Genomic DNA, 21,485 nt, shown 5'->3' on the forward strand with positions numbered 1-21,485 from the left:
ATGAAACCAGTATTCAAATCTCTTTTAGCCGCTGTGACAGTTGCAGTTGCGGCAACCGGAGCGCAGGCTCAGGAAGCAAAGAGCCTGAAAGACCTTCTAGATCAGGTTCAGCAGAACCGTGTTTCTGAAGCGAAACTAGATAAGCAACGCGAAGCTGAATTCCAATCAGCTCGTGCTGACAAGCAAGCGCTTCTTCGCAAGGCTCAAGCAAATCTTAAAGCCGAGCAAGATCGTGGTGATCGTCTACAGAAGCAATTCTCAGACAACGAAGTAACACTTAACGAAAAAGCGGCTGAACTAGACCAAGCTACCGGTACACTAGGTGAAATGTTCGGTGTGGTACGTCAAGCATCTTCTGAAGCTTACGGCCGTATCTCTACGTCGATCGTAAGTGCACAATACCCAGGTCGTGGTCAGTTCTTAGCAGAAATGTCTGAGGACTCTAAAGGTCTTCCAAACATTAAAGAACTAGAAGACCTATGGTTTGCGCTTCAGAAAGAAATGACTGAAGGTGGTGAAATAGTTAAGTTCACTACAGAAGTTGTTAACCTTGACGGCGGTTCATCACAGCAAGAAGTACTGCGTGTTGGTACATTTAACCTTGTCGGTGAAAACGGTTATTTAGCGTATGATGCTGAGTCTGAAGTTGTTCAGCCTCTTGGTCGTCAACCAGACAGTCACTTCGTAGCGTCTGCGGAAAATCTAATTGACGCGACTTCAGGTTTTACGCCTTTCTACGCTGACCCATCTCAAGGCGGTATTCTTGGCCTATTGAAGCAGAAAGCGACAATGTCTGAGCGCTACCACGCTGGTGGTCCGGTAGGTTACACAATCACGCTAATGCTTGCTGTTGGTCTATTGATTGGTTTGTACAAAATGATCACATTGACCATCACTGGTGGAAAAATGCGTTCACAGCTTAAGAACGTAAACAATCCTTCAGAAAGTAACCCGTTAGGTCGTATCCTTAAAGTTTATCAAGAGAACAAAACTGCGGATGCAGAAAATCTTGAGCTTAAACTTGATGAAGCGATCCTTCGTGAACTTCCGAAAATTGAAAGCGGCATAAACGTTATCAAGATTTTCGCAGCGATTGCTCCACTACTGGGTCTACTAGGTACGGTACTAGGTATGATCGAGACATTCCAAACCATCACATTGTTCGGTACAGGTGACCCTCGTATGATGGCAGGAAGTATCTCAATGGCTCTTGTAACTACAGCTCAGGGTATTATTGCGGCTCTGCCTCTAATTCTTACTCACAGCATCGTAGCTTCTCGTAGCAAGTCAATCATCCACATTCTTGATGAGCAAACTGCTGGTATCATAGCTGCTCACTCAGAGTCGGAGAAAGCGTAATATGAATTACCTGATTGGATTATTCGAATCGGTCAGGGACTTTATCGCTACCGGCGGTGACGTACTTTACTTCGTTGCTGCCGCGCTCTTTCTTATGTGGGTTTTAATGATTGAGCGTTACTGGTATTTAACCTCGGTCTTCCCAAAGGTGAAGAAAAACATCATCGCGAATTGGGATGCCCGAGCAGATACCACATCATGGTATGCGCATAGAATCCGTGACGCGTGGATTTCTCAAGCGTCAGACGATCTAAACGCTAGAATGCTGATTATAAGAACCATTATTGCAATGTGTCCACTAATCGGTCTACTTGGAACAGTAACCGGAATGATCAGTGTTTTCGAGACAATGGCAACTCAGGGCACCAGCAACGCACGTCTAATGGCTGCTGGTATCTCTATGGCAACTATCCCGACAATGGCGGGAATGGTAGCTGCGCTATCTGGGCTGTTCATCAGTTCACGTCTTGAAGCGAAAGTGAAGCTGGCAAGAGAAGGGCTAGTTGATAGCCTGCCACATCATTAGAGAGAGAGATTATGGCTCGAAAAGTCAGAACCGAGGAAGAAGATGCACAGATCGACATGACGCCAATGTTGGACATCGTGTTTATCATGCTGATCTTCTTTATCGTTACCACTGTTTTCGTTAAAGAAGCAGGGATCGAAGTCAACAAGCCAGATGCGAGCCAGGCGATTCTTCACAAAAATGCAAACATTTTCATCGCCGTAACTGAAGACGGAAATGTGTGGCTAGACAAGCGTGAAGTAGCGCCGGACAGCGTAAGAGCGAATATTGAAAGACTGCTAACCGAGCAGCCGACTGACTACGTAATCATTCAAGCTGATGTTAAAGCAAAGCATGGTTTAGTAGTTGAAATTATGGATCAGGTTAAAGCCGCTGGCGTTAACCGAGTCTCGGTAGCGGCAAGGGGATAAGATGTTACGTATACTTGTATCTATTGTATTAGGTGCTGCGGTTGCATTTGCCCTTTTCGTTCTAATGGCCAAGTTGATTGAAAATTCATCTAGACCAGCAGACGAGGTACCGCCTGCACCGGTTATCGATATTGTAATGCAGGAACCAGACGACCAGACGCAAACGCGTACTCGTGTTCCACCACCACCTCCGCCTCCGCCTCCACAACCTCCGAAAATGGAGCAAGTCGAGCCGGAAACAGCGGAACCTGATGCAGATGGCTTTAGCTTAGCTATCCCTGCTATCGACACAGGTGGTGTAGGTGTAAACATTGGTGGTGTTGGTGCAATGCAACGTGATGGTGAAGCAACACCTATCGTTCGTATCGACCCGAAATATCCACCTGATGCTGCCCGTGATGGTCGTGAAGGTTGGGTAAGACTGTCTTTCACTATCAACGAAGTTGGTGGTGTAGATGATATCGAAGTTATTGATGCTGAACCTAAGCGTATTTTCGACCGTGAAGCACGTCGTGCTCTACGTAAGTGGAAATACAAGCCTAAGATCGTTGATGGCAAGCCGGTTAAACAACCAGGCATGTTCGTACAGCTAGACTTTAAACTGGAGCAATGATCATGATGAAACGTACATTCAAAATGTCAGCCGTTGCTTTAGTGCTAGGTGCAAGTGCGGTGCTTTCAGCACCCGCTGCCCTTGCGCAGACATCACCTGTTGTTTGTCCTGGATATGAGAAGGGAAAAACGACGCTTGTTGGTGAGCGTACCGGTAAAAAGGTTCAGAAGGCGTTTGAATTCTACAATGAAGACCAAGTCACTGAAGCATTAAATGTACTTTACGAAGCCGACCCGTCAGACGATTTCGATAAAGCTTACGTTAAGCGTTTTATTGGTAACCTACTTGCTGCGCAAGAAGGTCAAGGTGGTAAAGCACTAAACTACTTAGTTGAATCAGTTGAGCCCAAGGTACTTAACGACCTAGAACATTCTCAAACACTTAAGCTTTTAGGTGATTTGAGTATGCAGGAAGAAAAGTATACTGATGCGATTAAGTGGTACAACAAGTGGATGGACTTCACGTGTAAAGAGGACGCCGATGTTTATACGCGTTTAGCTCAGGCTTATTACGAATCTAAGCAACTAGCAAAGATGGTCGAGCCGGCAGACAAAGCAATTGCTTTGTATGAAGAGCCAAACAAAAACCCGTATGTATTGAAGCTGACTTCTTACTACGAGCGTAAGATGTACCCTGAGACGGTTGCTGTTGCGGAAGATCTTGTTAGAACTTTCCCTCAGGAAAAGACTTGGTGGTCGCGTCTTGGCTTTTTCTACATCTTGGTTGAAGACTATAATAAAGGTCTTTCAACACTAGAGCTTGCTTATATGCAAGGTTATCTAGAAAAAGAGTCAGAAATCAAAACGCTAGCCCAGCTGTATCAAAGCAACGGTATGCCCTACAAGGCAGCTAAATTGCTTGAGAAGCATATGAAGGATGGTTTGCTTAAAAACGATGCTGATATGCTAGCTAATATTGCTAACGCATATCACTCGGCTAAGAACTTTAAAACAGCAGCAAACTTGTATGCGCAAGCTGCAGCTAAGAGTTCAGATCCTGAGCACTATCGTAAGCAAGGTACGCTTCTACTTGTAGCTGAAGACTATAAGGGTGCTATTACAGCATTAGAAAATGCTTTAGAACGTGGCGCAGATAACCCGGAGAAAATTCACTTCACATTAATGGAAGCGAACTTCTACGCAGGTAACTATAAATCTGCCTATAAGCACGTACAAGAAGCTAAGAAGGACCGCTCACTACGCCGAAACGCAGCCGCGTGGGAACCTTACATCAAGGAAAAAGCGAAAAACCGCGGTATTAATATTTAATACTCGGAATTCGCGATAAAAGCCTCCTTTGGGAGGCTTTTTTATTGGCGTAAGCTTTAGTGTATGACTTTAGAGTAGAAACTGAACCGTCGTAAAAGTGACTTGTAAAAAGGGCGATAGCAAATAACGTATCTAACGACACTTCACTTAACAGTATCCAAGAAAGTTACTCGAATGCGGGGCGCAATATAGCCCTAATTGCTGCCGTTAATCCTTTCAACCCATTTACCTTAATACCGTTGTCTTCTAGCACTTCTTTAATAAGCGCCATATTCATATCTGAGATTTCAAATAGTGATACTAGGTAACTATTCGTATTCATTATTTTTATAAGCTTATTGAGTACGTAGAGGCTAGTATTAAGTAATTCAGCGTCATTACTGTGTTTGGTTTCGTGCCTGTCATTTGTTGCTTTAGGGCAGAGCTTTGCCTCGCTCGCTAATTTATTCAATATAGGCCAAGTATCATCAAGCGTTCGCGTTCCCTGTGTAAAGTGGTTTAGCTTACTTATATAGATTTCAAGAACAGAAATGGGTAGCTCGTGCAGACTAAGTGCACTAATGAAACTCGCTTTGAGGGCTACGACTTTTTCAACCAGTTCATTGGTATAATTGTTTATAGGTAACACAGCCAAAGCGCTGGTTTCACCACTGGCTTTATTAGGCTTTCGACCATAATCAACGATGTAGAAGTCATTATTAGACCAAAATCCATCAAGTTTATTTGTCGTTCCGTAAGACGTTAATATTGCATCAATAGTGCGCTTACGGGCTTGTTTCACTATTTTTTTGATTAGTAGGCTGCCAACACCTTTATCTTGAAGCTTTGGGTGAACAGCAATGCGGTTTATTCGCCAATAGCTCTGTGTTGCAGCATTAAAGTCGGCAGATAGGAGTGTTAATCGTTGCGCTCCTAAATGACCTTTGGGGCGTCGCTTACCCTCTGCTATACCAAGAGCAACATCGCTTAGGCAGTCTCCGCCTTCTATGTTAATTATTGCTGTAGCAAGTACTAGGTCTTTAACTTTAAAAGTCACGACCAGAACATCTGGACTATCCATCAGGCGCATAAAATCGTCAGGGGTGGTCTGGTAGTGAGCAAGTGAAAGCAAAGACATGATTTGCCGCAGTATGTTTTCGTCTACATTCTCAAAAGAGCAAATATCAAATTCGCACGCCGTTATTAGCTCAGAGGTATTGAGTGATGTAAGAAAGGCTATGCTATTTTGTATGCTACTTTCTGAGTTTACGTTCCAACCAGCATCGTTCATGCAATCATTTTCAAACAGGCAGGTGTTATTAAGAAAGGCCTCAACAGGATCGTTTTCAAACCAACGTAAAGGTGTTGTTAGCGTTAGATGTAAAGTCTCGTTTGGTAAATTGGGAATGAGTTTATGAATAAAACCCCTTCCTGAGCCTTCATAGCCTAAAAGTGTGGTGCTTAACACCCACTGTGGGTTATACGCCATTATTCGGTGAATAACGGGAAGTGGCATGGACGCAGCCTCATCTACTATAACGAGGTCATATTTCGTGTCTTCTTTGCCAAAAAGCAACTCACTATCGGGCGGGACCCACTTAACCAAACCTTTTGGCGCAGTTTGCTGTTCCGCTCGTTGTGTTTCCATACTTGCCACTTGCGACGTATACAATTTTACGTTCAGGTTGTCTGCTTCTTCAGATTCTGCAAAGCGAGATAAAACATTTGTTACGTTTTCAGAACGTTCGCTGGTAAGTAAAATGTGCTTACCTTCTTTTACAAGGCTATCGATAAATAGGCCTAAAAGGGATGATTTACCTCTACCTCTTGGTGCTGTGATAAGCGCATAAAGATGATTACGCATGTATGCTTGATGCAACTGATAGTAGGCGTGCTCTTGCTCAACAGAGCGAAAACGGGTATTTGCGTGTTCGTTGTAAATTGATCCTTGTTCTACGCTGTAAATGGAAACATTGGGAAGAACAGTCTCCGTTTCAGTATGAAAACCCATGTATGGGTTTTTACGCAAGTTCTCAATGAAGCGAGAAAGATATCGACTGTGGTTAAGCGTAAACCCTTCTGATAAGAAAGGCACCGCTATATTGTCGACCCATGCGTTAAATTCTGGGCAAATGAGTATTAAGCAGCCACTACGTTTAACAATGCCCGCCACAGCCATAATATCACCTGGCTTAAAGGAATCGCGGCAATCCAATAAGGCAATGTCACATTCGACGCCAAGCACTTGTTTTCGCATCTTTCCTTTTAATGCGTTGCCAGTGAGGTTCGAAATACTTAACGATGACAGCTCATTTGTTGAGCTTCTAAGGCTAGATATCGCAGCTTCACAAAAGTCATTACCTCCTGAAATAACCAGCATTCTTCGGTGAAGCAGGGGAGTAGCCTGTGAGCCGTTTTTGCAGCTGTCTTTGCGATAGGGGGCTAGAAGCCATTCGCGTAATTGAATTAGCGCCATGAATCAGTTTTTTCGGTATAATCTGACGCTATAGTAGCGATTTATTATGAGGAATTCGAATGCGCTTTCTTTCTCGGCGTCTAGTAATGCCAAACGATCTTAATTATGCCAATTCTTTGTTCGGTGGGCGCGCGTTAGAATGGATAGACGAAGAAGCTGCCATTTGGGCAATTTGTCAGTTAGAAACCAACTGCTTGGTAACAAAGCATATTGGTGAAATAAGCTTTGAATCACCCGCTATGCAGGGGGATATCGTAGAATTTGGCCTAGAAACTAAGGCTGTGGGCCGAACGTCTATTACTGTAAGCTGCTTGGTTCGTAACAAAGCCACCAAGAAAACTATTTGTTTTGCAGACGATATCGTTTTTGTAAAAGTTGACCCAGATACGCGTCAACCAACGGCACATGGCAAAACGCTGGAAGGGTTAAAGGCTCAGACTGACGATGAAGTCCGTCGCCTAAACATGAATATCGACGCGGACTAACTGCACGCTTCTAATGCCTTATATCATATAAAAATTCTGACGTTAGCTTAATGTCTTATCTTCTTGACGGCGCGTATCGAACTGGTAGACTCCGTCGCAGTTGTTAAAGCCTCCTTACAGAGTACTTTAACGCAATACCAAGGGGTGTCCGTTTTCGGTCTGAGATCCACATGTGTGGGAACCCTTAAACCTGATCCGGATAATACCGGCGTAGGGATGGTTCACAATATAGCCTTATCACCTGCCGTTAGACCCGGATCTTTTTTCTTAAATAAGAACAAGAGATCCCATGTATAAAACACTTTTCACGCTTTCATTACTTGCGAGTTCTGTTGCAGCCTATGCGCAAGATACCAATGTAAGTAAAAGTCCAAATAGCGCGCCAACCGATATTGAACGCGTCGTTGTTACTGGCGATTTTCGTCAAACCACACTGGATCAGTTAAGCGCCAGTGCGACTATTTTAGACCAAACGCGTCTTCGCAGTAGGCAGCCTAGCCATATCGACAGTGTGTTAAACAGTATTCCAAACGTTAATTTTGCTGCTGGCGCGTCTCGTGGCCGCTTTGTGCAAATTCGCGGTATTGGAGAGCGTAGCCAATTTGCCGAACCAATCAATCCTTCTGTGAGCTTTATTGTCGATGAATTCGATTTTTCTGGTCTTGCCGCAGCGGGCCTTATTTTTGATACCAATCAGCTAGAAGTCTATCGCGGGCCTCAGGCCACGCTGTATGGTACTGGCGCACTGGCAGGGGCAGTTAAACTTTCCAGTAACAATGTAGGCAGCGATGGGCCAGACTACGTTGAGGCTCGCATTGGTAACAAAGATAGCTACCGTATTGAAGGTGCCACTGGCGACGATATTAATTCTGATTGGGGATACCGCGTTGCGCTGGTTCATGACCGTAGCGATGGTTTTGTAGAAAACACGTTTTTAGGTAGAAGCGATACAAATAATATCGATGAAACCGCATTGCGCTTCGCTGTAGAAGGCAGCGTCGACGAGAGAACCACACTCGCGCTTACTTATCGCTGGTACGACATTGACAACGGCTACGATGCGTTCTCGCTTGATAACGACAACAAAACACTGTCTGACGAGCCAGGTTTTGACGAACATCAAACTCACGCAGTAAGTGCGCGCTCAACAACGAGTACGGCCGCGGGCGATCTCATTCTTATTGCTACTCATGCTTCTCATAACATCGCTTATGGATATGATGAAGATTGGACATTCACCGGTTTTCATCCGTGGGGTTACACCTCTTTTGACGCGTACTACCGCGATGTCGAAACCCAAACAGGTGAGTTGCGTTTTGTCTCGTCTGACAGTGCCGCGCTTTTCGATGGTATGACCGACTGGACCTTAGGTGTATTCTATAAAAACACAGAAGAAAAGTTGCTGCGTCAGTACACGTATTTAGACAGTGACTTTGCCAGTGAATATACACCAACAACCACTGCTATCTATGCACAAACAGAAAGCCGTTTGAATGATAACCTAGCACTTGTAGCGGGTTTGAGAGTAGAAAACTACGATTTTGATTACGCTGATAATAATCAGCTTACACGTGCTTTTGATACCACCATGGTCGGCGGAAAAGTAGCGCTTCAGTATACACAAGGCGAGCACTTCTATTACGGCAGTATCTCGCGCGGCTACAAAGGTGCAGGCTTTAACCCCGACAGCCGCGTGAATGACGACCAGAGATTCTTCGGCGAAGAGTACAATTGGAACTATGAAGTAGGCGTAAAAGGCCCGCTATTAACGCCTGACCTTGTTGCTCGTGCTGCAATTTTCTATATGGATAGAAAAGATACTCAGGTGAGCGATTTTGACGTAATCACTCGTGATGACGGTACGGCAGGGTTCGTAGATATTATTGATAATGCTGATTTAGGAACAAACAAAGGAGCCGAGCTGGAGCTTAGCTGGATTGCTAGTGATGCATGGCAGCTTGATGCAAGTGTTGGTTACCTAAGCGCTACCTTTGAAGGGTATACGCTTGCAGACGGCACTGAAGTATCAGAGCAACGACAGGCTCAATCACCTAAATGGACGGCAAACCTTTATAGTGAGTACGCACTTACAGATGACGTGCTTTGGCGCGTAGACGTAGACTATAAAAGCGAATACCGTTTTTCTGACGGCCATGATGTAACCGCACCAAGCACAACACTGGTTAACTCTGAAATCGTAGTGTTACACGGTGATTGGCAAACCTCGCTGTGGATCCAAAATGCATTTGACCGCGAGTACTACACTCGAGGTTTCGGTGGTTTTAGTAACGACCCTCGCGATGAATATGCCTTTGAAGAGCCATATTACCAAATAGGTAATGGTCGTCAGTTCGGTATCACTGTTAAATACGCGTTTTAAAATAAAAGGAAACGAGCATGCAAGTTATGGTTGAGTTGTCGTTGTACCCACTGGTAAACGAATATATTCCGCCTATTCAAGATTTCATAGATAGGTTAAATAGCTACAGTGAGATCACGGTTTCAACAAGTTCAACCAGCACGCAGGTTACCGGTGACTATGGTGTGGTAATGAATGTACTTAGTGAAGAAATGCAAAGAACCCATGAAGAAGTGGGGCAGGCTATTTTCGTGGCCAAGTTTCTTAACTTCGATGCCATGCAATCCAGAAAATCGTCTTAATGGCTAACTTATTTTCTGAGTTTACCTCACAAATTGCCGCTACTTCACTATTAGAGTGGGTAGCGGTTGTCCTTGCTATTGCCTACGTACTGTTAGCTGCAAAACAAAATAGCTGGTGTTGGCTATGTGCTTTTGTAAGTACGGCGATTTACACTTGGCTATTTTGGCAGGTGACTTTGCCATTTCAGTCTGCGCTTAATTTCTTTTACATGATAATGGCGGGATACGGTTATTATCAGTGGTCGAAAGGGGCGGAAAACGGCGATATTAAGCCGGTACGTCACTGGCCGATTTGGGTACATTTTCTCATTGTACCTAGCATGTTACTGCTCGCATGGGTTTTGTCTGAAGTAGCAGGCTCACAGTTTAATAGTGAGTACCTACTATTAGATGCAGGCATTAATTTACTTAGCGTAATAACCACATTTATGGTGGCACATAAAATTCTGCAAAACTGGGTTTATTGGTTCTTCATCAATTTAGCTTCTGCGTATTTATACCTGCAAGTGGGTTATGCATTGTCAGCTTGCCTATTTTTGGGTTACGTGGGCTTTGCGGTATTTGGCTATTATCAGTGGCTGGTGCAATATAAGAAACAAGGTGAACAAGTTGGATATCATCGCCACGCTGCAAAAGGCGCTTAACCTTAGCGACAGTGCTAAAATTTCTATACATCCAGCTGGTGCGGTAAATCGTGTTTATCGCGTTCAAGACCCGGTGACTAACCCATTACTTTCAAGGAACGGCAATCATCGAAGTAATAATAATCAGAAGCTTGAAGATACCCCTGTCGATTTAGCCGTTAAATGGATGGGCGATGATGATTTTAGCGGTGTGGAACGTCAGCATCAGTTTGCTTTGCAGCAACAGCTTTACGGATTGGGTGTAGCGCCACAGCCCATATGGTTAAGCGATGATGAAACCATCTGGGTTGAACGGTGGCAAAGCCACAGTGAAAGTGCAACGTTTTCTTCGCATAGACTTCCTTTATATACTTTGGCAAAGGCTCTCGCGCGTATTCATTCACTACCTGTAACCGCTAGGCCATTAAATTTAGCCGCAAGATGGCTCCATTACAGTGATGCTGCACAGCTCGATATAAGCAGCGAGCTTTATTTAAAGGCGCAGGCGTTTCGTAAAAAAGCAATAAAGAGCGAAGAAGACGATGATGACTATGTGTTGTGCCATAACGATTTGCTGATTAATCACCTGTTAATAAGTGCAGACAACACTGTAACAATTATTGATTGGGAATATGCAGCAATGGGCAATCGCTACTTCGATTTAGCTAGCTGCTGCCTTATCAATAAACTCGATAATAAAGAAAGTGATGAGTTGATGCAGCATTACGCCGCCATCATGAATATAGATGAACATAAGGCGCTCGAGAAATTTGAACTGCATACCGAGATTGTCGCTATCACGAATGATTTGTGGTTTGCAGCGCTCAATGCAACGAAACATGTATAGGGAAAGCAGGGGAGACTTCTATCTAATAAACCCTATGTATTGCCTTTTTCAAACTTGGGTAGAGGGCTGAATGAAAAGTTGCGCATCACTTAAACTCAGCACTATTCGATTGAAAAAACAGCGCATTGCATGTTAATTAAGCATGCAGTTGTATGTGATGATAAAAAGGCTTTACCTTTTTAATGTCATCCGTATAATGCACAGCGCGCTAGGGGTGTAGTTCGAATTGGTAGAACAGCGGTCTCCAAAACCGATGGTTGGGGGTTCGAGTCCCTCCACCCCTGCCACTTTCTCTTCCTGTGAACGTTTACGTTCAAATCCTAAATCGTTTCTTTATTAAATTCTTCTTAGATTTTATTGGTTTCTGTTGCTAGTGCTTAATTTGCTGCAGCTGTTTTATTTCCTCTTATACCAAGGGCTAGGCATTATAAATTCGCGAATAACCCTTATGAATTAACGCTTGTGAATTAGCGCTTAAGCATTAAACAGCAGGTGCAATCCGAGCAAAAGAACGCGATAGTTATTCAACCAAGCCTGCAACTTTAGTAAACTAAACAAATACGATGAACTATCCACGTTAGGTGTTTTTGCGCAATGTCTCTTACTTCATATCAGCAGGCGGTTTTACAGGAAATGGGGATCCCGGTTTGGATCACCAAAGAAGCCTACACTGAGCTAAAGCAGGAAGACCAAGCGAAACAAAACAATACTAATGCAGTACAACGCAACGTCGGAACTGCTAGTAGTTCATCGACACAATTACCCTTCAGCCAAAACGCTCAAACCAATAAGCCGCCTTCAACGCCAATATCTCAAGAAGAAAAGCAATCACGTCTTGCTCAGTTGCGGGCAAATGTTGGCAGTAGCGCGAAAGATAAGGCTAAGCCTAAAAACGGCGGGGCAGTAAAACTTTCCACATCTGGCGCGTCGCACAATGAAGGGAAAGTAGGGCAAACCGAAACAGGTGCTTCACAGTCACACAACATTTCGCCGTCTTTCGACAATGCGGTTACCTCGCAAGAGTCTTTAACAAAGTCTATTGGCGCAAAAGGGCCTGCATCGCCAGAAGGTATTCCGTTAAGTGCAGAACAGAAAGCAAAATCACAGCAATGGCTGAAGGACTTACAGCTAGCCTGTGTTCAGTTGGGTATACCGTCACAGTGGGCTAGCACCATAACGATTGGCCGTACGCTATCGGTAAACGCAACGGCCATTATATTACCAGCCACACCGCTTAAACTCACAACTGTGCAAAAACGGGAGCTGTGGGCGCAGCTTATCAGCGCAGCACGCAAATTAAACCACTCCGCTAACGGCCAGTAGTGGCCTCGATGAAGTTAACAATCGTACCGCCGCAAGGCTTTAACGAGCACATTGAACTTGCCCATGCTATCCATCAAGAGGCACACGTGTCGCCTTGGAAACTAAGTACCTTCGCGGACTGTTTCACCAAACCCTATTACGGGGTGTTCGCCTTTGATAATGACAAGATTGTTGGCTATGCCATTATGCTTGAAGTCGTTGATGAAGCTACGCTGATGGATATTGCGGTAGACAGTCGCGCAAGAGGCAAGGGTGTAGGTCGCGCTTTAGTTGATTTTGTCATTGAGACATCAGTGAAAAATGCAATGCGTGAAATGTGGCTAGAAGTGCGTGAAAGTAACCATACTGCTATTGCGCTTTACGAGAACTCGGGGTTTGAGCATATAGAAACCCGCAAAAACTATTACACAGTAAAAAGTGATAATGACGGGCATGACAAGAGTAATGGAAACAGCGCACAAAAAGAAAACGCTAAAATCATGAAGTGGACAAACCCCACCTTGGCCTAGTGTTTGTATTCCTAGGCATATACGTTTCGCGTATATCAAAGCACTTTCTGAACTCAGCATACGCTTCCAGACCATACGCGCGTGTTTAAATTAGAACACGTTACCATCAAGCAAGGTAGAAATAGCATGGCTAAAGTGCTCAACAAGGCTTTAATCTCATCAAAACGATTTGCTATAAATGTAATTACCTACAAAGAGGGTCATAGCGTGTTAGAGCATAATGACCCTATGGGCAGCGGGCGTTACTTTAAGTTTAATGTGGTGCTTAAAAAGCCGAAGCGCGGCGGTCAGTTTTGGGCAGAGAAAGTCATCTTTAACCTCTTTAACCGCATTTACTTTTTTCGGCCAGATAAATACATGCACAGCGTTAGCAAAATAGAAAAAGGGGAGCGGAAGCTGCTGTCTGTTGCATTGTACCTGTAAGTCATAGTGTTTATCAGTGATTAACCACCCGTATAGCAAAGTTTCCACAAGGTTTTAAAAAGTTGACCATTTGGTCGATAAATTGGCGTGTTTGCACGGTCAGGAAGGTTTTAATCCCTTGCTAATTCACTTATATTTGCGCCCTCAAAATTCTCCGCCTACATTCAGCTTACCGGGCGGTAGAAACTTCTCTTAACGCAGTTCGTGTAATTGGATTTTTTAAAACGCATGTCTTCATCATCGGTGGCGGAAAAAGAGCAATCAAAAGGCATTAAAATGCTTTTGGTTGCGGTGTTGTGTTTAGGACTTAACTGGCCAGGCATGAAATTAGGGCTTGAGATTGTCGGGCCTGTATGGATGGTGTGCTTGCGCTTCTTGTTAAGCCTTCCCGTACTCGCGCTGTTTGTACTTATCACCAAGAAACGTTTACCAGTATTAAATCGCAAAGATCGCTCGGTGGTTTTTGTTGTAGCGTTTTTCCAGTTTATCCTATCAATGGGGCTTATTACTGTCTCACTGCAGTTTATACCCGCGGGCACGGCGAGTATTCTTATTTACACCACACCGCTTTGGATGCTGCTTATTGACACCCTATGGTATCGGCAACGCCCGCCTTCTAAACGATTAATCCTTACCGGTATTTCTACTATTGGCTGCGCAATGATTTTATTTGCTTCGGGAGAACCAGGCGCTTGGCTGCCGCTCTTTGGGATGTTGTTAGCGTCTGCATTGTGGGCAGTTGCTATTCGAAGAGTGTCTTTTCATAAATGGAAAGGTAGCGTTATTGAGGCGGTATTCTGGCAGTTTACCATCGCAGGTTTCGCCATGCTTGCTATTGCACTGATAGTTGAACCAACACCTAATTTTGGGGCTTACGATATAAGGGATTGGTTGCTACTGGCGTACATTGGGCCAGTGGCAACGGGTCTCGGATTCGGCCTTATGGTAGCGGCGGGGCCTAAATTACCCCCAGATAAAATCGTTCTAATTAGCACACTTACGCCAATTGTGGGCTATGTAAGCTCTGTGATATTGCTTAAAGAAACGCTACTGCCTATGGTTATGGCCGGCGCAATATTGATGATAGCCGCGCTAATAGTAAATGGCCTTCCTCAAAGCACACTTAAAAAGATATTAGGTAAAGGCCACGCGAAATAACGGTAAGTTAAAGAGTTAGTCGAGGCTGTATAAAATCTAAAAACGCAGAGATACGAGACGATACAGCGCTATTTTTATAGTAAACCGCTTGTACCGACTCTCTGCGGTTTGGACTGACGATATCGTCGCTAAACACATCGACAAGCGTGCCCGCGCTGATATCTTTGTGTACCATAAAGTGAGAAAGTAGCGCGATACCTTGACCTGCCAAGCACAGCTGGCGAATAGTTTCGCCGCTTGATGCACGAAGACTGTACTGTAAGTTGATATCTTGCTTAAGCGGCCATTTATTTAGACTTGGTGAGTCGCTAAAGCCAATCAGTTTGTGTTTGTTTAGCGTGCTAATTCCATCATCGTTTTCAGATATGGGATATTTTTCAAGATACTGTGGGCTCGCCACAATATGCAGCTTACTTTTTCCTAAGCGCCTTGCGTGTAAATTCGAGTCGCTTAAATCACCAATACGTATTGCGATATCGGTTTTGTGTTCCAACAGGTCAATAATACTATCGTGACTGGTGATATCGAGGGTTATGTCAGGAAACGCTTCTCGAAATTCTCCCACTAACGGCGCTAGCTGGTGGAATACAAACGGGCTCGCGGCATCAACCCGAAGTTTTCCAGACGGGGCGCGCTTTAATAGCCGTAAAGCTTCTTCGCCTTTTTCTAATATATTTAGCCCGTCTCTGGCATATTGCAGGAAAAGCTCACCTTCTTCTGTTAGTTCCAACCGCCTAGTAGTGCGATTCAATAGGGTTACATCTAACGTATCTTCAAGACGGGTAACAGCTCGGCTTACTTTCGCAACTTGCTGATTAAGCAAATTAGCAGCACTGGAAAAACTACCTGTATCCACAACGGTTAGAAAGGCTTCTAAATCTTCAGTTTTTGATGAGACTGGCATTACACACCTTATATTTTCAAATATCGCAAAAGCATTTTGTCATTAGTGCTGTTTTTTGCAAATAAAAATATCGTCAGACTGTACGCACTTTATAAATGACTCCCCGAAAGACGGTTAAGTTGTTCGCTTGAAGGGAATTGCTGGCGTCGGCAACGACTCCAATTACGTTAATTACTTTTTGAGGATAATTGAAATGCCTATTGCATTGTTTGCATTAACGTTAAGTGCGTTTGCTATTGGCACAACAGAGTTTGTGATAGTGGGGCTTGTGCCTACAATTGCGACCGATCTTGGCGTTACACTACCGAGTGCAGGCTTACTGGTAAGCTTGTACGCTGTTGGTGTTGCCGTTGGCGCACCGGTTCTTACCGCCCTTACGGGAAAGTGGAACAGAAAGCATGTTCTGCTGAGCTTAATGGCGCTATTTGTGGCAGGTAACATTCTTGCCTGGCAAGCCCCTAGCTACGAGAGCCTAATTCTAGCCCGCATACTGACAGGCCTTGCCCACGGTGTGTTCTTTTCCATAGGATCAACTATTGCTACAGGGCTAGTGGCGAAAGAAAAAGAAGCCAGTGCTATTGCCATTATGTTTACGGGCTTAACCGTAGCCTTGGTTACTGGCGTACCTTTGGGTACCTGGATTGGTCAAAACTTCGGTTGGAGAGCAACCTTCCTTGTGGTTTCCGCGCTTGGCACGCTTGCGCTAATTGGCAGTGCGTTGCTGGTACCGGGTAATCTTAAACAAAGTAAGCCGGCCACCTTGAGTGAACAAATGAAGGTGTTGGTTCAGCCTCGTCTGGTATTAGTGTATCTGATGACGATATTGGGCTATGGCGGCACGTTTACGGCATTCACCTACCTTGCCCCTATATTGCAGGAAGAGGCGGGTTTTGCGCCCTCAGCCATTAGCTTAATTATGCTGGTTTACGGTGTATCTGTCGCGGTAGGCAACATTTATGGTGGCAAGCTTGCTGACAAAAAAGGCCCGATTCGCGCGCTAACAATCATCTTTTCAGCCCTTGCCATCATCTTATTTGCGCTAACGTTTACCATGGGCAGTAAAGTTGCCGCAGTGATCACCGTTTTAGTGTGGGGCGCCTTTGCCTTTGGCAATGTTCCAGGACTTCAGGTGTACGTTGTTCAATTAGCAGAGAAGTTTACCCCTAATGCTGTTGATGTCGCTTCAGGTTTAAATATCGCGGCATTTAACATTGGCATAGCAGTGGGTTCAATTCTGGGCGGTGCAATTGTAGACGGCATGCAGTTATCTGATACCGCATGGATTGGCGCAATTATTTCTGTTGCAGCGTTACTTGTTACGCGATACAGCGGCTATTTAGACAAGCGCGCACTCAGTACTGCCAATACGGCGAATAATACAACGAGTGCGTAAGGAGGTCATAATGACGACAAATACCTTTGATAAGCTTGCACAACATACGTTCTCAGTAGGTGTAGAGCTTCCGCTAGATAACGACTGGGCGCATTTCGACGCCACAAAAGGTACGCCATTCGGAGTACCTGATATGACCGAGCATCACAGCCGTATTCAATTAGCCGACAAACTAGGGTTTAAAGCAGCGTGGGTACGAGATGTACCGGTTTATGACCCTAGCTTCGGTGATGCCGCTCAGGTTTTCGAAACATTCACTTACCTGGGCTATTTAGCGGGTATCACAGACAATATTCTATTAGGCACAGCCGCTGTTGTTTTACCTCTTAGGCAGCCATGGCTTGTTAAAAAGGCGGCAGCAACGGTGCAGCAGCTAAGTAACGACCGCCTTATACTCGGTGTAGCCAGTGGGGATAGACCGGTCGAGTATCCGTTGTTCGATGTCGATTTTGACAGTCGCGGCGAGCAGTTCAGGCAGTCACTTGAAATTGTAAAGCACGGTGAGAATTCCCTTGAGCCTGGCATGTCACTGTTACCGCGCTCAACCACGCCGCCTTTGTACGTTGCAGGGCTCGCTCAGCAAAGCCCTCAGTGGGTTGGAGAAAATATGGACGGTTGGTTGGCGTATCCAGGTACACCGAACGACCATGCAAAGCGCGTAGAACTATGGCGAAATGTCGCGGGCAATAAGCCTTACGTTAGTTTTATTCATCTCAACTTGGTTGAAGACGATGAAGCGCCCATAAAACGCCACCGGTTCGGGGTTGAAACTGGTGTAAATGGGCTTATCAAAGAACTCAATGCAATGAAAGAAGCGGGGGTTGATCATATTGGCCTGCACTTCAGACGTAATACGCAACCAGTAGAAGACGCGATGCAGCGCATTGCTGACAACGTATTACCTCACTTTCATAAATAACGGAACCAACAAGGAGGCATCATGCCGAATGTAAATCAGTCACAATCTAAAATTCCTTCGCTAGGTGTAGGCACGTTTCGCTTAAAAGACGATGAAGCCTATAACAGCGTGACAATGGCACTTGAAGTGGGTTTCCGTCATATTGATACGGCGCAAATATACGGCAATGAAGAAGCGGTAGGTCGCGCTATTAAAGACGCTATTGCAAACAATCTTGTTGCACGTGAAGACCTTTACGTCACCACCAAGGTGTGGAATGACAAGCTGAATAAAGCAAGCTTTGTGGATAGCGTAAAAGAGAGTTTGGAAAAGCTTCAACTGTCGTATGTTGACCTGCTACTTATTCATTGGCCGTCACCGGAAAACGGCGAAAGCATGGAAGAGTACCTAGGAGAATTGCTGCGCGTTAAGGAACTGGGACTCACAAAAGAAATTGGTATTTCTAACTTTACCGTGGCACAAATTGAAGAAGCGGTGCGTATCTTGGGCGAGGGCGTTATTGCCACGAATCAGGTAGAGGTACACCCTTATCTTACTAATGAAAAAGTGCGTGCAGCGTGTGAGAAACACGGTATCACAGTGACAGGATATATGCCGTTTGCTGTTGGTAAAGTGTTAAAAGACGAGACCATCATTGCAATTGCAGATAAGCATGGCGTGAGCACTGCTGAGGTAGTGGTAGCCTGGGAGCTGGCCCATGGTTTAGTCACTATTCCATCGTCGACTAAGCGCAAGAATCTGGAAACCAATTTCAAAGCGCTTGAACTTACCCTAGGCGCTGACGATATCGCAAAAATTGACGCGCTAGATTGTGGCGACCGTCAAGCTAACCCAGATTTTTCACCTGCGTGGGACTAATCGGAAAAATCACTGTGTTAAGGAGCTTTTATGCAAGCTAACGTTTGGCAATTTGAACAAGCTGGCGCATCACTGGTAAAGCAGGTACGCGAGCTTTCTGAGCCTAAGGCCGGGCGTATTATCGTGCGCAACTATGCTATTGGCATTAACCCAGTTGACTGGAAGTTTATCGATGATAACCCGCGCGACTGGGAAAAAGGGCATATTCCCGGTGTGGACGGTGCGGGTGTTGTTGTCGCTGTAGGTGAGGGCGTTGATAACAGTCTTCTTGGTAAGCGGGTGGCTTACCATCATAGTCTGGGTGAAAACGGAAGCTTTGCCGACCATAGTGAAGTGTATGCTAGCCGTGTAATGGTCGTGCCAGAAAGCGTTGATTTTGCGCTAGCTGCTGCGTTGCCATGTCCGATGCTTACTGCCTGGCAAGCGTTCAGTAAAGTGCCGGTCAGAAAGGGGGCTAACGTGTTAGTCAGCGGTATGGGCGCCGTTAACAAACTGCTGGCGCAAATGCTTTCTCAGGCTGGTTTTAATGTACATGTTATCTCAGGAAGCTTTACGCAAGAGCAAGCTGCTGAAATGGGAGTAACAGCCATCCATCGCGGTAAACCTGAAGGACAAACATTTTACGCGCTTTTCGACGCGAACGGGCCAGACTATGCGGCGTCACTTGTGCCGCTTCTTGAAGCTAATGGTCACGTGGTGAGTATTCTAGGTCGTATTGAAGTGCCTGTTGATGCGCCTTTCACTCGCACTATTTCTTATCATGAGATAGCGCTAGGTGCGCTGCATGATTATGGCGATTTGTCACAGTGGCAGCGTTTGGTGAAAGACGGTGAGGCGTTACTTGAGCAAGTTGCTGCGCAAACGTTGGTTGTCGAAATACCTAACGTGTTTGAATTCGATAATTTGAACAACGCGCTGCAATTTTCAAAAGAAGACAAACGAAAGGCAGTGGTTGCGGTGTCATAAAGCCGGAATGATTAAGTTTCTTCCTTTATCTTTGGCTACGTAAAGGGCTTTATCAGCTCGCCTAAAGGCTTCGACAATATCGTCGGAGCCTTTACATAATGTCCAACCTATACATGCTCCCAGTTTCCTGTTATCTATCGATGCAATCGCTAACTGATTAAAGGCACGGTGGACGATTTCCAATTGTTTTGCAAATTCCTCGGCTTCGCTAGACTGGTTACCATTAGGCTGTGTGACACGCTTTGCAATGGCAAATTCTTCTCCACCATAGCGCGCTGCTACTTGTCCCTCATCATTAAGCGGCGCAAGAATGTTAGCAATGCCTTTTAGTACTTCGTCACCTGCATCGTGTCCAAACGTATCGTTGATACTTTTGAAGTGATCTAAGTCGATTAGCGCAATGGCTAGCGCGGCATGATTGTGTAAGGTTTTATCAAACGTTTTATCTACAAATAGGTCCAGCGTACGACGATTGGGCAATTCCGTTAAGCTATCTTTAGAAGCTAACTCTGCCAAAGCAATGTTGGTCTGTTCGAGCGCTAGTGTACGCTCTCTCACCAGCGCTTCTAGTTTAAATGTCTGTTCACTTTTTAATTGTGCTGCTTCTTTCTGTGCGTCTCTTTCTCTTTGCGCAACCTTAACCATGTAGTTCGCGGTAAGCGCGACCATAAACAGACAGGTCATCACGAGTCCAGTCATGAAAGTGGCGATAGGCTCTAGATAAAGCTCGACCTCAAAAAGTGCAATAATAGTAAGGACTAGGGTACTAAATGTTACTGGAAGCATAGCGGCAGCTAGCCATTTGGCTCTGTCAGAGCCTCGCTTGTGCTCTACAAAGATGGTGATACCGGCAATTAACAAGAAAGGGAAAAAGAGAATTACAGGAAGTTTTAGTGCAGAATCAAGCCCTACGCTTTGCCATAATAATATCCCCATAAAAGGCAAAATCGCGCAGAACCGTTTGACGGGCTTCGCTCCGTACACTTCATGGTTGTCTCTGGCTAGTGTCTGAAACAAAACCCAAAAGGCGGTAATCAAAACAGAGTAAATACTTACAGCATAGCTAATATCGTTCAAATTTGGCGTATTAGGCCAAAGTAATTCAAACGCGTAACCGAAGACGCGCAAAAACCAAAAGGTTATAGTAAAAATGAACGAGGCAAAGCTTAAAAAGACTAAATTGCGGCTAGCAATGAAGCCCAATGTACAAAGTACAGTAAGCAGCCCCATTGCACCGAAAAACGCCATATCCCGCTGCAAGGTTTTCATATAAAGGTTGCTGTAATATTCAGGTGTAGCGACTGAAAAGCTATACCTTAATATTTCGCCTTTCATAGTGCCGCTAAATTCTGTATAGGCTGACTGTGGTAATATGGAAGGAAAGTGGTAGTTCGGCGCATTCACAGAACGAGAGCTAAAAGGCAAACTGTCGCCCGTTACCCACCTTTTAGTGCCGTCAGTCACTGTTAAACGTTTTATTGCTGGAAAGCTAATTGAAAACCAGACAGGAACTTGCGTATCCAATTGGTTGTAAACGCGAACTTTAAAATGTAAATACTGTGAAGGCGACCTTTCTATAACATCAGCGTTATAAAACCACTGTTCATCGCCTGTAAGTTCAGCGGAGTTGCTTACTGCAAAAACGACATCGCTGTCTAAAGGCAGCATAGACTGAGGATCATTGAAATTAGCTGCGTTAGCGGTTGGGCAAAAGCATGCTATTACAAGCCATGCGAATAATATTCGCAGCATTCATCGTCCTTGTACTGTTGGTTACTTTTTGTT

General features: G+C 44.9%; 21 protein-coding genes, 1 tRNA gene and 1 riboswitch. Of the genes, 19 read left to right on the plus strand and 3 right to left on the minus strand.

Going from position 1 to position 21,485, the window contains the following annotated elements:
* The 5 genes from ACM0P2_RS05645 to ACM0P2_RS05665 are packed head-to-tail and all read left to right on the plus strand — an operon-like array spanning position 1 to position 4,176.
* Positions 1-1,359: a MotA/TolQ/ExbB proton channel family protein gene (locus ACM0P2_RS05645; RefSeq protein WP_159119480.1), complete on the plus strand. Its 1,359-nt coding sequence runs from the start codon at positions 1-3 to the stop codon at positions 1,357-1,359.
* A 1-nt stretch (position 1,360) separates the two neighbouring features.
* Positions 1,361-1,885, plus strand: a complete 525-nt coding sequence (locus tag ACM0P2_RS05650; protein WP_012517736.1) for a MotA/TolQ/ExbB proton channel family protein — start codon at positions 1,361-1,363, stop codon at positions 1,883-1,885.
* An 11-nt stretch (positions 1,886-1,896) separates the two neighbouring features.
* The gene (locus ACM0P2_RS05655; RefSeq protein ID WP_012517737.1) at positions 1,897-2,295 is read left to right on the plus strand and encodes an ExbD/TolR family protein; all 399 of its coding nucleotides are present in this window, start codon (positions 1,897-1,899) and stop codon (positions 2,293-2,295) included.
* A 1-nt stretch (position 2,296) separates the two neighbouring features.
* Entirely contained in the window at positions 2,297-2,908 is a 612-nt protein-coding gene (locus tag ACM0P2_RS05660) for an energy transducer TonB (protein WP_120960332.1), read from the plus strand.
* Positions 2,909-2,910: 2 nt separating this feature from the next.
* A complete protein-coding gene (locus tag ACM0P2_RS05665) occupies positions 2,911-4,176 on the plus strand; it encodes a tetratricopeptide repeat protein (protein WP_198813386.1) in 1,266 nt (421 codons plus the stop codon).
* A 166-nt stretch (positions 4,177-4,342) separates the two neighbouring features.
* Here ACM0P2_RS05665 and ACM0P2_RS05670 read toward each other — a convergent pair whose 3' ends face one another.
* On the minus strand, positions 4,343-6,631 hold the full coding sequence (locus ACM0P2_RS05670; protein ID WP_419227405.1) for a GNAT family N-acetyltransferase: 2,289 nt from the start codon (positions 6,629-6,631) through the stop codon (positions 4,343-4,345).
* A 59-nt stretch (positions 6,632-6,690) separates the two neighbouring features.
* Between ACM0P2_RS05670 and ACM0P2_RS05675 the strand changes: the two genes are divergently transcribed.
* The 10 genes from ACM0P2_RS05675 (at position 6,691) to ACM0P2_RS05720 (ending at position 14,660) form a co-directional block, all read left to right on the plus strand.
* Positions 6,691-7,116 (plus strand): acyl-CoA thioesterase, encoded by a 426-nt coding sequence (locus ACM0P2_RS05675; protein WP_105931777.1) that lies wholly within the window; start codon positions 6,691-6,693, stop codon positions 7,114-7,116.
* Positions 7,117-7,246: 130 nt separating this feature from the next.
* Positions 7,247-7,350: riboswitch (TPP riboswitch) on the plus strand.
* Between the two features lie 55 nt (positions 7,351-7,405).
* A complete protein-coding gene (locus ACM0P2_RS05680) occupies positions 7,406-9,496 on the plus strand; it encodes a TonB-dependent receptor (protein WP_159119483.1) in 2,091 nt (696 codons plus the stop codon).
* A gap of 17 nt (positions 9,497-9,513) precedes the next feature.
* Positions 9,514-9,777, plus strand: a complete 264-nt coding sequence (locus ACM0P2_RS05685) for a YkoF family thiamine/hydroxymethylpyrimidine-binding protein (RefSeq protein ID WP_159119484.1) — start codon at positions 9,514-9,516, stop codon at positions 9,775-9,777.
* A complete protein-coding gene (pnuC, locus tag ACM0P2_RS05690) occupies positions 9,777-10,421 on the plus strand; it encodes a nicotinamide riboside transporter PnuC (RefSeq protein ID WP_159119485.1) in 645 nt (214 codons plus the stop codon). Before ACM0P2_RS05685 ends, pnuC begins: the two co-directional genes overlap by 1 nt.
* Positions 10,387-11,247, plus strand: coding sequence for a phosphotransferase (locus ACM0P2_RS05695; protein WP_159119486.1), 861 nt, complete (start codon positions 10,387-10,389; stop codon positions 11,245-11,247). Before pnuC ends, ACM0P2_RS05695 begins: the two co-directional genes overlap by 35 nt.
* Before the next feature lie 210 nt (positions 11,248-11,457).
* A tRNA-Trp gene (locus ACM0P2_RS05700) sits at positions 11,458-11,534 on the plus strand.
* A gap of 307 nt (positions 11,535-11,841) precedes the next feature.
* Entirely contained in the window at positions 11,842-12,570 is a 729-nt protein-coding gene (locus ACM0P2_RS05705) for an alanine acetyltransferase (protein WP_419227406.1), read from the plus strand.
* An 8-nt stretch (positions 12,571-12,578) separates the two neighbouring features.
* Complete coding sequence (rimI, locus tag ACM0P2_RS05710; protein WP_419227407.1) at positions 12,579-13,079, plus strand: ribosomal protein S18-alanine N-acetyltransferase; 501 nt, start codon at positions 12,579-12,581, stop codon at positions 13,077-13,079.
* A gap of 126 nt (positions 13,080-13,205) precedes the next feature.
* A complete protein-coding gene (locus tag ACM0P2_RS05715) occupies positions 13,206-13,502 on the plus strand; it encodes a 2OG-Fe(II) oxygenase (protein ID WP_419227408.1) in 297 nt (98 codons plus the stop codon).
* 228 nt (positions 13,503-13,730) lie between these two features.
* Positions 13,731-14,660, plus strand: a complete 930-nt coding sequence (locus ACM0P2_RS05720) for a DMT family transporter (RefSeq protein WP_419227409.1) — start codon at positions 13,731-13,733, stop codon at positions 14,658-14,660.
* 7 nt (positions 14,661-14,667) lie between these two features.
* Here the strand turns inward: ACM0P2_RS05720 and ACM0P2_RS05725 are convergent, their stop codons facing one another.
* Positions 14,668-15,564, minus strand: a complete 897-nt coding sequence (locus ACM0P2_RS05725) for a LysR family transcriptional regulator (RefSeq protein WP_419227410.1) — start codon at positions 15,562-15,564, stop codon at positions 14,668-14,670.
* Positions 15,565-15,757: 193 nt separating this feature from the next.
* On the opposite strand from ACM0P2_RS05725, the gene ACM0P2_RS05730 reads away from it, so the two are divergent.
* Genes ACM0P2_RS05730 through ACM0P2_RS05745 form a run of 4 tightly spaced genes read left to right on the plus strand, consistent with a single transcriptional unit; the run spans position 15,758 to position 19,700 of the window.
* Positions 15,758-16,957 (plus strand): MFS transporter, encoded by a 1,200-nt coding sequence (locus ACM0P2_RS05730; protein WP_419227411.1) that lies wholly within the window; start codon positions 15,758-15,760, stop codon positions 16,955-16,957.
* A 10-nt stretch (positions 16,958-16,967) separates the two neighbouring features.
* The gene (locus ACM0P2_RS05735) at positions 16,968-17,876 is read left to right on the plus strand and encodes a TIGR03571 family LLM class oxidoreductase (RefSeq protein WP_159119500.1); all 909 of its coding nucleotides are present in this window, start codon (positions 16,968-16,970) and stop codon (positions 17,874-17,876) included.
* A gap of 21 nt (positions 17,877-17,897) precedes the next feature.
* Positions 17,898-18,734, plus strand: coding sequence for a 2,5-didehydrogluconate reductase DkgB (gene dkgB / locus ACM0P2_RS05740; protein WP_419227412.1), 837 nt, complete (start codon positions 17,898-17,900; stop codon positions 18,732-18,734).
* Between the two features lie 30 nt (positions 18,735-18,764).
* On the plus strand, positions 18,765-19,700 hold the full coding sequence (locus ACM0P2_RS05745; RefSeq protein WP_419227413.1) for an alcohol dehydrogenase catalytic domain-containing protein: 936 nt from the start codon (positions 18,765-18,767) through the stop codon (positions 19,698-19,700).
* On the opposite strand, the gene ACM0P2_RS05750 is transcribed toward ACM0P2_RS05745, so the two are convergent.
* On the minus strand, positions 19,695-21,452 hold the full coding sequence (locus ACM0P2_RS05750) for a diguanylate cyclase (RefSeq protein ID WP_419227414.1): 1,758 nt from the start codon (positions 21,450-21,452) through the stop codon (positions 19,695-19,697). The genes ACM0P2_RS05745 and ACM0P2_RS05750 overlap by 6 nt on opposite strands.
* Between the last annotated feature and the right edge of the window lie 33 nt (positions 21,453-21,485).

It is taken from the genome of Alteromonas sp. OM2203 (genome assembly GCF_048517045.1).
GTDB classification, from domain to species: Bacteria; Pseudomonadota; Gammaproteobacteria; order Enterobacterales; family Alteromonadaceae; genus Alteromonas; species Alteromonas gracilis.

Bases quoted from the DNA above. Each gene is read 5' to 3' on its own strand.
- ACM0P2_RS05660 (WP_120960332.1), top strand. From the start codon at position 2,297: ATGTTACGTATACTTGTATCTATTGTATTAGGTGCTGCGGTTGCATTT.
- ACM0P2_RS05665 (WP_198813386.1), top strand. From the start codon at position 2,911: ATGATGAAACGTACATTCAAAATGTCAGCCGTTGCTTTAGTGCTAGGT.
- ACM0P2_RS05705 (WP_419227406.1), top strand. From the start codon at position 11,842: ATGTCTCTTACTTCATATCAGCAGGCGGTTTTACAGGAAATGGGGATC.
- ACM0P2_RS05670 (WP_419227405.1), bottom strand. From the start codon at position 6,631: ATGGCGCTAATTCAATTACGCGAATGGCTTCTAGCCCCCTATCGCAAA.
- ACM0P2_RS05735 (WP_159119500.1), top strand. From the start codon at position 16,968: ATGACGACAAATACCTTTGATAAGCTTGCACAACATACGTTCTCAGTA.
- pnuC (WP_159119485.1), top strand. From the start codon at position 9,777: ATGGCTAACTTATTTTCTGAGTTTACCTCACAAATTGCCGCTACTTCA.
- dkgB (WP_419227412.1), top strand. From the start codon at position 17,898: ATGCCGAATGTAAATCAGTCACAATCTAAAATTCCTTCGCTAGGTGTA.
- ACM0P2_RS05655 (WP_012517737.1), top strand. From the start codon at position 1,897: ATGGCTCGAAAAGTCAGAACCGAGGAAGAAGATGCACAGATCGACATG.
- ACM0P2_RS05720 (WP_419227409.1), top strand. From the start codon at position 13,731: ATGTCTTCATCATCGGTGGCGGAAAAAGAGCAATCAAAAGGCATTAAA.
- ACM0P2_RS05730 (WP_419227411.1), top strand. From the start codon at position 15,758: ATGCCTATTGCATTGTTTGCATTAACGTTAAGTGCGTTTGCTATTGGC.
- rimI (WP_419227407.1), top strand. From the start codon at position 12,579: ATGAAGTTAACAATCGTACCGCCGCAAGGCTTTAACGAGCACATTGAA.
- ACM0P2_RS05715 (WP_419227408.1), top strand. From the start codon at position 13,206: ATGGCTAAAGTGCTCAACAAGGCTTTAATCTCATCAAAACGATTTGCT.
- ACM0P2_RS05675 (WP_105931777.1), top strand. From the start codon at position 6,691: ATGCGCTTTCTTTCTCGGCGTCTAGTAATGCCAAACGATCTTAATTAT.
- ACM0P2_RS05725 (WP_419227410.1), bottom strand. From the start codon at position 15,564: ATGCCAGTCTCATCAAAAACTGAAGATTTAGAAGCCTTTCTAACCGTT.
- ACM0P2_RS05745 (WP_419227413.1), top strand. From the start codon at position 18,765: ATGCAAGCTAACGTTTGGCAATTTGAACAAGCTGGCGCATCACTGGTA.
- ACM0P2_RS05685 (WP_159119484.1), top strand. From the start codon at position 9,514: ATGCAAGTTATGGTTGAGTTGTCGTTGTACCCACTGGTAAACGAATAT.
- ACM0P2_RS05645 (WP_159119480.1), top strand. From the start codon at position 1: ATGAAACCAGTATTCAAATCTCTTTTAGCCGCTGTGACAGTTGCAGTT.
- ACM0P2_RS05650 (WP_012517736.1), top strand. From the start codon at position 1,361: ATGAATTACCTGATTGGATTATTCGAATCGGTCAGGGACTTTATCGCT.
- ACM0P2_RS05750 (WP_419227414.1), bottom strand. From the start codon at position 21,452: ATGCTGCGAATATTATTCGCATGGCTTGTAATAGCATGCTTTTGCCCA.
- ACM0P2_RS05680 (WP_159119483.1), top strand. From the start codon at position 7,406: ATGTATAAAACACTTTTCACGCTTTCATTACTTGCGAGTTCTGTTGCA.